Origin of the sequence: Streptomyces albicerus (genome assembly GCF_008905045.1) — a bacterium.
In the GTDB taxonomy this organism is placed as follows: domain Bacteria; phylum Actinomycetota; class Actinomycetes; order Streptomycetales; family Streptomycetaceae; genus Streptomyces; species Streptomyces albicerus.
The window spans coordinates 41,150-55,343 of sequence record NZ_VWMY01000012.1 but is presented as its reverse complement, the minus strand read 5'-3'; the positions used below and the strand labels follow the sequence as shown (position 1 = coordinate 55,343).

Sequence of the window (14,194 nt, the reverse complement as noted above, 5' to 3'; positions counted from 1 at the left end):
GTGCCGGGCGGTTCTCACCGCCCGGCACACTCACGACCGCACAGCGGTCAGACGCCGAAGTGCATACGTTCGACAGCGGCTCCCCGGATGGCTAGAAGGGGAAGGCGTGCGCCTGCTCGCGGAAGGTGACCCACTGCCACTGGGTGAATTCGTCCCAGCTGCTCTGGGAGCCGAACCGGCTGCCGTTGCCGGAGGCGCCCGTACCGCCGAAGGGTGCGTACGCGTCGTTGTTCAGGGTCTGGTCGTTGATGTGGACGATGCCGGTCCGCAGCCGGCGCGCCAGATCGCGGCCACGGTCAGGGGATCCCGTCTGCACCGCGGCGACCAGCCCGTACTCGGTGTTGTTGGCGACCGCGACCGCCTCGTCCGCGTCGCGCACGACGACGACCGGTGCGACGGGTCCGAAGATCTCCTCGCGGAACGCGGGCATCGACGTGGTCACGCCGGCCAGCACGGTGGGCTGGTAGAACAGCCCGTCGTACGAGGCGCCGGCCCTGACCTCGGCCCCCGCCCCGATGGTCTCCTCCACGATCCGGTGCACATTGTCCCGCTGCCGCTCGTTGATCAGCGGCCCGAGGGCCACCTGCCCGGTGAACGGATCGCCCACCGGAAGTCCCTGCGCCCGCTTGGCCAGCCGGTCGAGGTATTCGTCGGCGACGGATTCGAGCACGATGTGCCGGCCCGCGGTCATACAGACCTGGCCCTGGTGCAGGAACGCGCCCCAGGCTCCCGCCGAACTGGCGATCTCCAGGTCGGCATCGTCGAGCACGATCAGGGCGTTGTTGCCGCCGAGTTCGAGCGAGACCCGCTTCAGCGTGCGCCCCGCGGTGGCGCCGACCTCACGGCCGACCGCCGTCGAGCCGGTGAAGGCGATCATGGCGACGTTCGGGTCCTCGACCAGTGCCGCGCCGGGCCCGGCGTCCCCGGGCAGCACATGCAGCAACCCGTCGGGCAGGCCGGCCGCCTCGAACAGCCGCGCGACCAGCGTGCCTCCTGACACCGCCGTCTGTACGTCCGGCTTCAGGACGACCGCGTTGCCCAGCGCCAGCGCCGGAGCGACGGCCCGGACGGAGAGGATCAGCGGGAAGTTCCACGGACTGATCACACCGACCACGCCGAGCGGCACCCGGCGGGCGACGCTCTCCCGGCCGGGCTCACTGGCCGGCAGCAGGTGTCCCCAGGGCTGGGTGGGCAGCGCCGCCGCCTCCCACAACTCTCCCAGCACCAGGTCGACTTCGAACGCAGCCTTGCCCGGCACCGCGCCGCCCTCGCGGACGAGCCAGCGCTCGAACTCCGCACGGTTGTCGGCGAGGACGGCGGCGGCCTTGCGGATCACGGCGGCGCGGGACGGGCCGGTCTGCGCGGCCCAGTCGGCTTGTGCCTGGACGGCTCGGGCGGTCGCGGCCGCCACGTCGTCGGCATCGGCCAGGCCGACCTGGGCCAGGACGGCACCCGTCGCCGGTTCGGTGCTGTCCAGCACACCGCCGTGGGCGGTGGTCCAGCCATTGCTGTAGATCTTGCCCTGCCAGGAAACGTCATCGAGAAGTTCGGTCATCGCGGGGTTCTCCTCAGCTTCGCGTGAGCTCGGGTTGTCAGGCGCCGGGCCGGCGGATGAGGTCCGCTGCCTTCTCGCCGATCATGATCGTGGCGGCGTTGGTGTTGACGCAGACGAGCCTCGGCATGACCGAGGCGTCGGCCACCCGCAGGCCGTCCAGGCCGTGCACCCGCAGATCGGGCCCCACGACGGCCTCAGGCCCGACGCCCATCGCGCAGGTGCCGACCGGGTGGTAGTAGGTTCCGGTGCCCCGGGCGACGAACTCCCGCAGTCCGGCCTCGTCCGTGACGTCGGGTCCGGGAAGCACCTCGCGGGCACGCCAGGGAGCGAACGGTTCGGAGGCGGCGATCTCCCGCGCGACCTCGATGCCGTGCAGCAGCCTGCGCACGTCGGACTCCGCGCCCAGATAGTTCGGATCGATCAGCGGCGGCGTCTGCGGATCGGGCCCCGCGATCCGGATCGAGCCGCGTGCCTCGGGCACCGTGGCGACGCCGAAGGTGAAGCTGTTCTCCGGGGCCTGAAGCGTCGGTGGGTGGAACGGCAGGTGGATGAACATCAGCTGCATGTCCGGGCCCGCGAGGGCCTGGTCGCTGCGCCACAGCATCGACACCTCGGCATGGTTGGCGAGCCCCGGCGGAATGGGCCGGCTCGCCTCGTACACGATCCCGCACAGCGGATGGTCGTGCAGGTTGCGGCCGACACCGGGCAGGTCGTGTACGACCGCGACACCCGCCTGCTCCAACTCGTCGGCCGCGCCCACACCGGAGAGAAGCAGCAGCCGAGGCGAGTCGACCGCGCCCGCGCTGACCACCACCTCCGCATCCGCGTACGCGGTGACGACCTCGCCGCGGCGTTCGTACTCGACACCGGTGCAGCGTGTGCCGTCGAACAGCAGCCTGTGGGCACGAGACTCCGTCGCGACCGTGAGATTCGGACGGCTGTCACGGACCGGGTGCAGATAGGCCGCCGCGGTGCTCTGGCGGTGCCCGTCCGTGATCGACAGGTCGTGCCAGCCGGCACCCTCCTGCACCTCTCCGTTGAAGTCGTCCGTCAGCGGATGACCGGTCGCCGCCGCCGCGTCGAGGAAGACCTGTGACAGCGGATTCGGCTGCGCCGACGGAGCCGGACGCATCGGGCCGCCCTCACCCCGGTACTGCGGATCCCGGCCGCTGACGGTCTCCATGCGACGGAAGTAGGGCAGCACGGAGGCGTAATCCCAGCCGTCGCAGCCCGCCTTGGCCCACGCGTCGAAGTCCGCGCCGTGCCCACGCAGGTACACCATCGCGTTGATGCTGCTCGACCCGCCGAGCGTGCGCCCCCGAGGCCAGTTGTGGACCACCCCGCCAGTGCCGGACTGAGGAACGGTGTCGTAGGAGTAGTCGACCTCCGTGCCCCACAGCGCGGGCCACGCGGGTGGCACGGCAATCTCGGGCGCGTCGTCGGCAGGACCGGATTCGAGCAGGAGAACGCGGGTGTCGTGATCTTCCGACAGCCGCGCGGCCAGAACGCAGCCGGCCGACCCGGCACCGATCAGCACGTAGTCGTAACGAGCAGCCATGGCCACCACAGCCCACCACCTCTGGTTCGGCGGTCCGGCGGGCCCCGTCGCCCGCGCGGTGAAAAACCTGCTACAGATTCTTGTCAGTCACGTTGCAGAGTTGTTGACTAATCCCGCCTCGGCCTTTGTCGTGCAAGGACAAGTCTGGTGGGAGGGCGCACACAGTGATGTCGTCGACCGCATGGACAGAACAGTCAAGCCCTCACCCGGCCGAACTCTGGCGAGAGCAGTTGGGCAGTGCTTTCGGTCGGCTCGTCCCCGAGGCCATCGGAGCGCGGGACGCCCATGGGCAGATGGCCGGTACGCAGCTCGGGGCGATCGCGGCCTACCGGGTGAGCGGCACGCCGCAGGTCGTGCGGCGCACTCCCCGGGCCGTCCGGCAGACGCCGATCGACCTGCTCAAGGTCTGCGTGCAGTTGAGCGGGTACGCCACCGTGTGCCAGGACGATCGCGAGATCTCGATCGCGCCCGGGCAGATGGCGATCTACGACACCGGCAGGCCGTACCACCTGCGACTGGAGCGGCAATGGTCGTGCGCGGTCATGGCTTTCCCCCGGGGCGCGTTGAGCCTGCCCGAGCGCATGGTCGTCACGTCGATGAGCCGTGCCCATCCACTCGCGGACGGACCAGGCGCGGTGCTGGCCGGCTACGTGTCCTCCGCGGTATCGCAGCGAGATTCGATCCACCGGACGTCCGCCGACCGGCTCGGTGAAGCAGGGCTGCATCTGGTGGCAGCGGCGTTGAGCGACGCCGCCCCCTGTGGCGACGATGGCGCAGCGGACGCATTGCGGTTGCAGATCCTGAACTACATCAGAGCGCACCTCGCCGAACCGGATCTGACCCATGCGCGGGTCGCCGCCGTGCACCACATGAGCGCGCGCACACTGCACCGGCTGTTCGAGCACGAGTCATGCACCGTCACCGACTACATCCGATCTCGCCGCCTCGAAGCGGCGATGCGTGACCTGGCCGACCCTCTGCTCGCCCATCGCAGCATCGCGGCGATCGCCGCCCACTGGTGCTTCGTCGGCCAGGCGCACTTCACCCGCGCCTTCCACGCCAAGTACGGCGTGAACCCCTCGGCTGCCCGTCGCGACGCCGTGTAGTCGCCGGACCTCACGAGAGCCTCGCCGCCCCGTGGATCCGGCCATGTAGAAGGGCCGTCGGCCGTACCTTCCCTGAGGGAGGAGCACGGCCAACAGACGGCCCCAGGAGCGCGGTTACCCACCCTGACCTGAGGTGCTGACGAGCGGGCCGGCCTCAGCGCACCGCTCACACGCCGACGTCATCTGGACGGCGACCATGTGGTGGCCCGCACTCGGAGTCACATCAGTGGCTGGTCCGCACCACCGAGAACACCGCGCCCTCCGGATCCGCCACCGTGGCGATGCGGCCGTGGGGGGTGTCGCGGGCCGGCTTGAGGACGTGCCCGCCGAGGTCGAGGACGTGGGTGAGGGCGGCGTCCACGTCGGCGACCTCGAAGTACGTCATCCAGTGCGGGCCGCGGTCGCGCGGCAGGGCGTTGCCGACACCATGGATGCCGGCCACCGGGCGGCCCTTGATGTGGAGGGTGATGTAGTCGAAGTCGGCGGAGACGACGGGCTCCTCCTCAAAGCCGAAGACCGTCTCGTAGAACTTGGCGACGCCGGCGGAGTCGCGGGTGATGAGTTCGTTCCAGGTGGGAGTGCCGGGGACGCCGGTGATGCCCGTGCCGAGGTGGGCCGCGGCCTGCCAGACGCCGAACACGGCGCCCGAGGGGTCAGAGGCGATCGCCAGGCGGCCGGCGTCTTCGGCGTCCAGGGGACCGACGCCGACCGTGCCGCCGCAGTGCCGGACCGTCTCGGCCGTCAGGTCCACGTCGTCCGAGGCGAGGTAGGGCGTCCACGCGATGGGCAGATGGCGGTCGGGCGGAAGCTGGCCGATACCCGCCACCTCCTGGCCGTCGAGCTGCGCCCGCACATACGCGCCCAGCTGCTGTGGGCCCGGCTGGAAGTCCCAGCCGAACAGTTCCCCGTAGAACTCCTGGGTCGCGGCCATCCCGTGCACCATCAGACTCACCCAGCAGGGTGTGCCGGGCGCGTGCGCAGTGCCGTTCAGGCCGGCCGACCCCCGTGCCTCGGTCATCGTCACCCTCTCCTCGGCGCCTCGTGAGGCCGCTTCACTTCCGCTTCCGAAACGCGCGTACCGCCGCCGAGCGCTTCCGCGCCCGGTGCCGATGTTCGCACCACCGGGGGCTGGGCGCGCCCCGGCCGAACGGCCCACGGCGGGAGGATGCCCGATTTGCCGGTGCCCATCCGTTTCCCCGCGATTGCCTGCTGGTGTCCATCGGCTGTACAGCGTGTGGCCGCGCCCGCACGCCGTGTGGTCGGGCCGGTCCGGCCGAGCAGAGTAGCCGGAGCTGGACGATGCGGCCACCCCGTGCGCAAGGATGGTGGCCATGAACGCCATCATCTCCGCATCCCGACTCGCGAGCGACCTGGCGGGTCCGAACCCCCCGGTCGTGCTGGACATCCGCTGGCAGCTGGGCGGTCCGAACCTGCGCTCCGCCTATACGGAAGGGCACATTCCAAGGGCCGTCTACGTGGACCTGGACTCGGAACTCGCTGCTCCGGCCGGTGCGGCGGGCCGTCATCCGCTGCCCGACATAGAGGTCTTCGGCGCGGCCATGCGAGCGGCCGGCGTGTCCGCGGACCGCGATGTCGTTGTGTACGACGGAGGGCTCGGCTGGGCCGCCGCACGTGCCTGGTGGCTGCTGCGCTGGACGGGTCACCCGTCGGTGCGTGTGCTTGACGGCGGCCTCGCGGCCTGGGGCGGCCCGCTCGAGTCCGGCGAGTCGACTCCGGTCGCCGGCACCTTCGTACCGGCCCCCGGCGCGCTGCCCCTGCTCGACGCCGACGGCGCCGCGGCGCTGGCCCGCACGGGTCTGCTTCTCGACGCCCGGGCCGCCGAGCGCTACCGGGGCGACGTCGAGCCGATCGACCGGGTGGGCGGCCACATCCCCGGGGCGGTCTCGGCACCGACCACGGAGAACGTGGCGGAATCCGGCCACTTCCTCCCGGCCGCCGAACTCGCCGAACGCTTCAAGTCCCTGGGCGCGACCGGCACTTCCGAAGTCGGCGTCTACTGCGGCTCGGGCGTCTCCGGCGCGCACGAGGTCCTCGCACTGGCGGTCGCGGGCATCCCGGCCGCGCTGTACGCGGGCTCCTGGTCGGAGTGGTCCCAGGACGACAGCCGCCCGGTCGCGACCGGGCCCGACCCGCATTAGTTCCGCGACGAGGGAGTGGGCGCCCTCGGAAAGGCCCGCGGAAGCGGAAAGGGCTCGCACCGAAACGGTGCGAGCCCCAGCCACGTACAACCGATTAGTCCTGCTTCTTCCGGCGCGTCCCGAAGACGATCTCGTCCCAGCTCGGCACGGCCGCTCTACGGCCCGGTCGGACCCCGTCCGCCTCGGCCTGCCGGTCGGTGGAGCCGACGAGCCGGTCGCGGTGGCTGCCCACCGAGCGCGGCATGAGCACGTCCGCGTAGGCGGAACCGGCCGAGGCCGCGGGAGCCGGGGGCTCCTCCGCCTCGGGCTCCGGGGCCAGCGGTTCCTCCGCCTCGGGACGCTCCGTGGTGGAGGTGGTCGAGGCGGCGGGAGCGGTCGACGGGCGCTCGGGCACCACCATGTCGCCGCGGAAGCTGGGCACCGCCTCCAGGAGGCTGGTGAGCGAATCGCGTTCGCGTTCGCGCTCGGCGGGGCTGTCCTCGACGTCCGGCTCTGGCGACGGCGAGGGCAGGCTCGGCCGCTCCGTCTGCCGGTCCAGGGCCCGGTCCATCTGACGGTCGCGCGGCAGCCTGGCGATGCGCGGCACGAAGGGGAAGCTGGGCTCGGACGTGGCGAGGTCGTCGGTCTCGCCGATCAGCGAGCGCGCCTCGTCGTCGACGGCCTGGACGAGCCGCCGCGGCGGGTCGTACGTCCAGCTCGCCGAGTGCGGTTCGCCCGCCACCCGGTAGACCAGCAGGACCTCCCAGGTGCCGTCGTCGCGGCGCCAGGAGTCCCACTGGACGGTCTCCTTGTCGGCGCCGCGCAGCAGGAGCCTCTCCTGCACCGCCTCGCCCAGCTGGGGGCCGGTGGTTTCGCCTGGGCGGCGGACAGGGGTCTTCCGGGCTCGCTCCGCCATGAAGGCACGCTCGGCGAGAACGGGACCCTCGAAGCGGCGCACACGGTCGACGGGGATACCGGCGAGCTGGGCGACCTCTTCGGCGGACGCTCCCGCACGTATACGCGCCTGAATGTCTCGGGGGCGGAGATGGCTCTCCACCTCGATCTCGATCTGGCCGAGGCGGGGACGGTCGCCGCGAACGGCGGCGCGCAGACGCTCATCGATCGGAAGCGTGTACTCCGTGCTGTCCGCAGCCTTCAGCACCAGCCGTGTGCCGTCGTTAGAGACGGCCACGACACGCAGTTCGGGCATGGGGACCTCCCGGGTGGTGCCTGCCGACGTCACGTGCGTCGCTGCTTCCGCTAGTCGAGTGTGGCCTGCCCGGGTGCAGCCTGCCACAACCTTGCCGAGTTGCCCGGCGTGTCGGGCGGTGGCCCTGGATCGCCGTTATGGCACGGTTACCTATTCGCAACGCTAAGTGACGAACCTCATCACCCTGTGCAACGAGCCCCCTCCCGGCGGTCCTGGAAGGCCCCGGACGCCCTGGCGAGTGTCCGGACCCAGGGCTCGCAACAGTACTCCATTCGGGCCACTTGCGTGGATCGGCACGCCGCCGAACTTCTGTCCGGGGGCGGGAGTTGGCCGCCCGGGGCGACGTTCTCGTGACCATGACGCGCGACGCGCCATGCGGAATCACCAGAAACGGAACTTATCGTTTCGCCCGTACGTCCCCTTCTCGCGCAAACTTCCCGCGTCTCGTGCACACTTCCGGCCCGAATCTTTCGGGCGACCCACCGACCGGCGCGGTTACGTCCCCAGCACCCGGCGCAAGTAGTCGTTCCCGAACCGACGTTCCGGGTCGAGCCGGTCCCGCAGCTCGGTGAACTCGCCGAAGCGCGGGTAGACCTCCGCGAAGTACTCCGCGTCGCGCGAGTGGATCTTGCCCCAGTGCGGCCGCCCCTCGTGCGCGGTGAAGATCCGCTCGGCGGCGCTGAAGTACGCCTGGTACGGCGTGCCTTTGAACATGTGCACTGCGATGTACGCGGTGTCCCGGCCGGACGCCGTGGAGAGCGTGATGTCGTCCTCGGGCGCCGTGCGCACCTCCACCGGGAAGCTGATCCGCAGCGGTGAACGGTCGACCATGGCCTTCAGTTCGCGCAGCGTCTCGACGAGGGCCGCACGCGGGACCCCGTACTCCATCTCCATGAAGCGCACCCGGCGAGGGGAAGTGAAGACCTTGTAGGGAATGTCGGTGTAGGTGCGCGCGGACAGGGCGCGACTGGAGATCTTCGCGATCGAGGGGATCGTGGCGGGCACGGCCCGGCCGACGTAATTGGCCACCTGGAAGACGCCGTTGGAGAGGAACTCGTCCTCGAAGAGGCCACGGACGGTGCCGACCGGCTTCTCCGGGCCCGCGCTGCGGTTGTTGCGCTTGGTGTTGCAGTTGCCGGTGTGCGGGAACCAGTAGAACTCGAAGTGCTCGTTCTCCGTGAACAGTTCGTCGAAGGTGCTCGTGACCTCGTCGAAGCTCATCGGCTCCTCACGGGCCGTGAGCAGAAAAATGGGCTCTACGGAGAAGGTGATCGCGGTGACGACACCCAGGGCGCCTATGCCCATGCGAGCGGCCGCGAAGACCTCGGGGTTCTCCTTCTCGGAGCAGGTGAGGACCGAACCGTCGGCCGTCACCAGCTCAAGACCCTTGATCTGGGCGGCGATCGAGGCCGAGTCACGCCCGGTGCCGTGGGTTCCGGTGCTGGTCGCCCCCGAAACCGTCTGCTCCATGATGTCGCCCATGTTCGTGAGCGACAGTCCCTCGCGCGCGAGAGCCAGGTTGAGACGCTTGAGCGGGGTGCCCGCCTCAACGGTGACGGTGCCTGCCTCACGGTCGATCCTGCGGATACCGGTCAACAGTTGAGGGCGGATCAACACGCCGTCGGTCGCGGCGGCGGCCGTGAAGGAGTGGCCGGTGCCGACGGCCTTCACCCTGAGCCCGTCCTCCGCGGCCTGGCGCACGGCGGCGGCGAGTTCCTCGACGGAGGCCGGAGTGACCTCCCGGGCCGGCCGGGCGGTGACGTTCCCGGCCCAGTTACGCCAGGTGCCGCTCTGCCCGCTCGCTGTGCTGCTCATGGGTCCCTCCCCGCTGCGGAACCGGCCTGCTGAGCCGGCGATACCCGAGGAAACCGACCGCGACCGCGACGGCCCCGGCGGCGACCGGAACCCCGTACCCGGCCCGCGCCCCGGCCGTGTCGATCACCCAGCCGGACAGGGAGGAGCCGAGCGCGACCCCGACCGCGAGTCCGGTGCTCACCCACGTCATGCCCTCGGTCAGTTTCGCGCGTGGTACGTGCAGTTCGACGAGGGCCATCGTCGTGATCATCGTCGGCGCGATGGACAGGCCCGCAACGAACAGCGCCACGGCCAGGAACGGCAAGTTTCCGACCAGTAGGAGGGGGATCATACTCACGGCCATGGCGCATACGCCCAGCACCCACCTGCGGGCGGGCGCCCCCTTGAAGCGCAGCAGCCCGAACACGGCCCCCGCCGCACAGGAGCCCGCCGCGTACACGGCCAGGACGACGCTCGCTGCCCCCTTGTGGCCCTCCTCGTCGGCGAAGGCGATGGTGACCACGTCGACCGCGCCGTTCAGCGACGTGTGCGCATAAGGTCGCATTAGCTCGATCGTGTGATGGTCCGGTCGCAGGCTTGCAGGGTCCTGGGCCGACCGGGTTAGCGTGTCCGTGCGATCTGGGACGCCGGATACGGCGCCAGCGTGCGGGGCCCCTGCTCCACCGGAGTGATGGTTCAGGGCCTCCCCGTCGCCTCTGGCCGTGTCCACTGGCCAGGTCGCAAGGGAACTGGCCTCCTGGGATCGGACCACGCACGGGATGCGTGTCGCCGCCCCGGGGTTGAGTACGCCGGGGACCAGTGCGCCCAAGACCGTTCGGGGCGTGCGGCTGATCGGGCTCACTCCCGCTCGGTCTTCAGGAACGGTTCGGTGGCGCGCTGGGTCGTGAAGACGCCGGCCGCCAGGAAACAGCCCGCCAGCAGCAGTCCGGGCGCGGCGGTGAGGGCGAACAGCGTCGCGGGCCATAGCGCGCGGCGCTGCCCGTCCTGGTCCACAAGCCGCGAGATCTGCGGACCGATCACTGCCGCGGACAGCGCGAGGGTCGCCGAGAGGGCGCCCGCGAGCCTGTACCGCCCGGTGAGCTGGGAGATCATCGTGACCACGCCGATGCCCATCATCGACAGCGGCATCCGGCCGAGGAGGCCCGCGGTGGTGAAGCCCTTGGAGCCGGGGGCGGCGAACAGGGCGCGGTAGGGGCTGGGCACGGGGGTCTCCGGTGAGAATCCGGTAAGGCGTGAATTCGGCTGATACAGCTTACGAGTTAGGCGACCCTAACGCATCTGCCGACTTCGCCCGTCACCCTGCCCGCCTGCCGTCCGGCCCCCCACCGTTGTCCGGCTGTCGGAGCCGGGTGGCAGGATCGAGGCATGCGAGACGTGCTCGATGCCAGCCCCTACGACGCCCTGCTCCTGCTCTCGTTCGGCGGCCCCGAAGGTCCCGACGACGTGGTCCCGTTCCTGGAGAACGTGACGCGTGGACGAGGCATCCCCAAGGAACGCCTCAAGGAAGTCGGGCAGCACTACTTCCTGTTCGGCGGGGTCAGCCCGATCAACGACCAGAACCGCGCCCTGCTGGACGCCCTCCGCAAGGACTTCGCGGACCACGGCCTGGACCTGCCCGTGTACTGGGGCAACCGGAACTGGGGCCCGTATCTGACCGACACCCTGCGCGAGATGGTCGCCGACGGCCGCCGCCGCGTCCTGGTCCTCGCCACGAGCGCGTACGCCTCGTACTCGGGCTGCCGGCAGTACCGCGAGGACCTCGCCGGAGCCCTGGCGACCCTCGAGGGCGAGGGCCTGGAGCTGCCCCGGGTCGACAAGATCCGGCACTACTTCAATCACCCGGGCTTCGTCGAGCCCATGATCGAGGGCGTCCTGAAGTCCCTCGCCGAGCTCCCCGAGGACGTCCGCGCGGGCGCGCACATCGCCTTCACGACGCACTCGATCCCGAACGCGTCCGCGGACACCTCCGGGCCCGTGGAGGGCCACGGCGACGGAGGGGCGTACGTGCAGCAGCACCTGGACGTGGCCGGGCTCATCGCCGACGCCGTGCGCGAGCAGACCGGGATCGACCACGCCTGGCAGCTCGTCTACCAGTCGCGCTCCGGCGCCCCGCACATCCCGTGGCTGGAGCCGGACATCTGCGACCACCTGGAGGAGCTGCACGGCGCCGGTGTCCCGGCCGTCGTGATGGCGCCCATCGGGTTCGTCTCGGACCACATGGAAGTCCTGTACGACCTGGACACGGAGGCGAAGGTCAAGGCCGAGGAGCTCGGGTTGCCGGTGCGCCGCTCGGCCACCGTGGGCGCCGACCCGCGGTTCGCCGCCGCGATCCGCGACCTCGTCCTGGAGCGGGCCGCCGCCGAGAGCGGCAGGGCCGTCACGCCCTGCGCCCTCGGCACGCTGGGCCCGAGCCACGACCTCTGCCCCATGGGCTGCTGCCCGGCCCGCACCCCCAAGCCCGCCGCCGCGGGCGCCGACAGCCAGTACGCGTGAGGAGCGCCGTGACCGCCACAGCGAACGACGAGCTGAAGGCCGAGCTCCTGGAGATCGCACTCGACGCGGCCCACCGCGCGGGCGCCTTCCTGCGCGACGGCCGCCCCGAGGACCTCGGCGTGGCCGCCACCAAGTCCAGCGCCGTCGACGTCGTCACCGAGATGGACATCGCCTCCGAGAAGCTGATCACCGGTCTGCTCGCCGACCGCAGGCCGGACGACGGCGTGCTCGGCGAGGAGGGCGCCAGCGTCGAGGGCAGCAGTGGCGTCCAGTGGGTGATCGACCCGCTCGACGGGACGGTCAACTACCTGTACGGACTGCCCAGCTGGGCAGTGTCCATCGCGGTCCGCAAGGACGGCGAGACGGTCGTCGGCGTCGTGCACGCCCCGATGCGCGGCGAGACCTACCGCGCCGTCCTGGGCGAGGGCGCGTACGTGAACGACCGCCCCGCGCGTGTGCGGCCCGCTCCCGCCTTCGGGCTGGCCCTGGTCGGCACCGGCTTCGGCTATCTCGCCGAGCGCCGGGTCCGGCAGGCCGAGGTGGTCGGGCAGCTGATTCCCCAGGTCCGGGACATCCGCCGTGGTGGCTCGGCGGCGATCGACCTGTGCGATGTGGCGACGGGCCGCCTGGACGCGTACTACGAGCGCGGGCTGAACCCCTGGGACTACGCCGCCGGTGACCTGATCGCCCGGGAAGCGGGCGCGCTGACCGGTGGACGCCCCGGAGAGCCCCTCTCGACCGACCTGACCGTGGCGGCCCCACCCGACCTCTTCGAGCCGCTCCAGACCCGCCTGGAGGAACTGGGCGCCTGGCACGACTGACGGTGCGTACACGTCCGGCGCCGCTGACACCGAGTACAACCGCGCCTGACACCGAGTCCAACAACGGCGACAAGTGAACCGCGTACACAACAGCGGCGAGTGAGCCGAAGGGGCGCGCCTGTGTCGAGAGAGCGAACGCGCGGAGGCCCGACGAAGGAGGGTCGAGCACGATCGTCGTCTCGACACAGGCTTTGGCGCCCCGGAGGCGAACCGAGCCAAAAAAAGGGGCGCCCCGGCACTGGATCGATGCCGGGGCCCCGCTCTCGTGCGAGCTGATCAGACGCGTGACGCGCCGACCTCCACGCCGTGCTCGGCGGCAAGGCGGTGCAGGTCGTCGAGCTCGGCCTGCTCGACCTCCGCGAGGAAGTCGTCGCCGGTCTCGCGAGCCATCGTCAGGTCGGACTCGGTCGCCCTTATGCGCTGCAGAAGTCCTGCGGTGAATGCGTCCATGCTGCGCCCCCTCGTCCTGGGTCGTGGGTCGGTGGCACGGGGGTGTGCCGTTCGGAAGGGGCGATCACGTCTCCTGGGTGCCCAGCGCTGCCCGGGCTGGGCGGCGACGGTGCCGGACACCCACGCCCGCCCTGCGGAAAGCGGACCATGGTGTACCGCATGGTGGTGCGGCACAAGCAGAGCGTGATCGCGGGGTGTAAAGCCGTCCTCCCCGCGCTCCCTTCCACGGAAACCTCAACCGCACGAGAAAATCTCGCATTCCCTGGCCCCCTCACCCGTCTTACAGCCGACTTATGGCCGAAAAGGGCAGGATGGAGGTCCAACCCCCATCAGGCCCTGCCCGCGTGCGCCGAGAAGGCGCTACGCGGGTGGACAGAGGAAGGACAAGCGACGTGCGCGTACTCGTCGTCGAGGACGAGCAACTGCTCGCCGATGCGGTGGCCACCGGACTGCGCCGGGAGGCCATGGCCGTCGACGTCGTGTACGACGGTGCGGCCGCCCTGGAGCGCATCGGAGTCAACGACTATGACGTGGTCGTCCTCGACCGCGACCTCCCGCTGGTCCACGGCGACGACGTCTGCCGCAAGATCGTCGAGCTCGGCATGCCCACGCGCGTGCTGATGCTGACGGCCTCCGGGGACGTCAGCGACCGGGTCGAGGGCCTGGAGATCGGTGCCGACGACTACCTCCCCAAGCCTTTCGCGTTCAGTGAACTGACGGCACGCGTGCGTGCCCTCGGCCGGCGTACGAGCCTGCCGCTGCCGCCCGTCCTGGAGCGGGCCGGCATCAAGCTCGACCCCAACCGGCGCGAGGTGTTCCGCGATGGCAAGGAGATCCAGCTCGCGCCCAAGGAGTTCGCCGTCCTGGAGGTGCTGCTGCGCAGCGAGGGCGCCGTCGTCTCCGCCGAGCAGCTCCTGGAGAAGGCCTGGGACGAGAACACCGACCCGTTCACGAATGTCGTGCGCGTCACCGTGATGACCCTGCGCCGGAAGCTCGGGGAGCCCCCGGTCATCGTCACGGTGCCCGGCTCCGGCTACCGGATCTGATT

Annotated in this window: 11 protein-coding genes and 1 pseudogene; 5 read left to right on the top strand and 7 right to left on the bottom strand. The window is 70.8% G+C overall.

Translation table 11 applies throughout. The features are described from left to right. Positions 1-91 precede the first annotated feature (91 nt). Both GAS53_RS12250 and GAS53_RS12245 read right to left on the bottom strand, forming a co-directional pair. Entirely contained in the window at positions 92-1,555 is a 1,464-nt protein-coding gene (locus GAS53_RS12250; RefSeq protein ID WP_151477544.1) for a benzaldehyde dehydrogenase, read from the bottom strand. 37 nt (positions 1,556-1,592) lie between these two features. Further along, entirely contained in the window at positions 1,593-3,113 is a 1,521-nt protein-coding gene (locus tag GAS53_RS12245) for a GMC family oxidoreductase (RefSeq protein WP_151477543.1), read from the bottom strand. 167 nt (positions 3,114-3,280) lie between these two features. On the opposite strand from GAS53_RS12245, the gene GAS53_RS12240 reads away from it, so the two are divergent. Further along, positions 3,281-4,219 carry an AraC-like ligand-binding domain-containing protein gene (locus GAS53_RS12240; protein ID WP_151477542.1) on the top strand — a complete coding sequence of 313 codons (939 nt, stop codon included), beginning with the start codon at positions 3,281-3,283 and terminating at the stop codon, positions 4,217-4,219. Positions 4,220-4,442: 223 nt separating this feature from the next. Here the strand turns inward: GAS53_RS12240 and GAS53_RS12235 are convergent, their stop codons facing one another. Beyond that, positions 4,443-5,237, bottom strand: coding sequence for a VOC family protein (locus GAS53_RS12235; RefSeq protein ID WP_151477541.1), 795 nt, complete (start codon positions 5,235-5,237; stop codon positions 4,443-4,445). 313 nt (positions 5,238-5,550) lie between these two features. Here GAS53_RS12235 and GAS53_RS12230 point away from each other — a divergent pair, with 313 nt between their 5' ends. Further along, positions 5,551-6,378, top strand: a complete 828-nt coding sequence (locus GAS53_RS12230) for a sulfurtransferase (protein ID WP_151477540.1) — start codon at positions 5,551-5,553, stop codon at positions 6,376-6,378. A gap of 94 nt (positions 6,379-6,472) precedes the next feature. Here GAS53_RS12230 and sepH read toward each other — a convergent pair whose 3' ends face one another. The 3 genes and pseudogenes from sepH to GAS53_RS58305 all read right to left on the bottom strand — a co-directional run. Beyond that, positions 6,473-7,567 (bottom strand): septation protein SepH, encoded by a 1,095-nt coding sequence (gene sepH / locus GAS53_RS12225; RefSeq protein WP_151477539.1) that lies wholly within the window; start codon positions 7,565-7,567, stop codon positions 6,473-6,475. 495 nt (positions 7,568-8,062) lie between these two features. Then, complete coding sequence (locus GAS53_RS12220) at positions 8,063-9,382, bottom strand: D-arabinono-1,4-lactone oxidase (RefSeq protein ID WP_151477538.1); 1,320 nt, start codon at positions 9,380-9,382, stop codon at positions 8,063-8,065. Beyond that, positions 9,342-10,585, bottom strand: a pseudogene (locus GAS53_RS58305) (MFS transporter); the annotation flags it as partial. The pseudogene GAS53_RS58305 and the gene GAS53_RS12220, both read right to left, overlap by 41 nt. 162 nt (positions 10,586-10,747) lie before the next feature. Here GAS53_RS58305 and GAS53_RS12200 point away from each other — a divergent pair. Then, entirely contained in the window at positions 10,748-11,875 is a 1,128-nt protein-coding gene (locus GAS53_RS12200) for a ferrochelatase (protein ID WP_151477537.1), read from the top strand. An 8-nt stretch (positions 11,876-11,883) separates the two neighbouring features. Next, positions 11,884-12,696 (top strand): inositol monophosphatase family protein, encoded by an 813-nt coding sequence (locus tag GAS53_RS12195; RefSeq protein WP_151477536.1) that lies wholly within the window; start codon positions 11,884-11,886, stop codon positions 12,694-12,696. A 276-nt stretch (positions 12,697-12,972) separates the two neighbouring features. Here GAS53_RS12195 and GAS53_RS55095 read toward each other — a convergent pair whose 3' ends face one another. After that, the gene (locus tag GAS53_RS55095; RefSeq protein WP_189841132.1) at positions 12,973-13,146 is read right to left on the bottom strand and encodes a hypothetical protein; all 174 of its coding nucleotides are present in this window, start codon (positions 13,144-13,146) and stop codon (positions 12,973-12,975) included. A 392-nt stretch (positions 13,147-13,538) separates the two neighbouring features. Here GAS53_RS55095 and GAS53_RS12185 point away from each other — a divergent pair, with 392 nt between their 5' ends. Beyond that, on the top strand, positions 13,539-14,192 hold the full coding sequence (locus GAS53_RS12185) for a response regulator transcription factor (protein WP_151477535.1): 654 nt from the start codon (positions 13,539-13,541) through the stop codon (positions 14,190-14,192). The last annotated feature ends 2 nt before the right edge of the window (positions 14,193-14,194 follow it).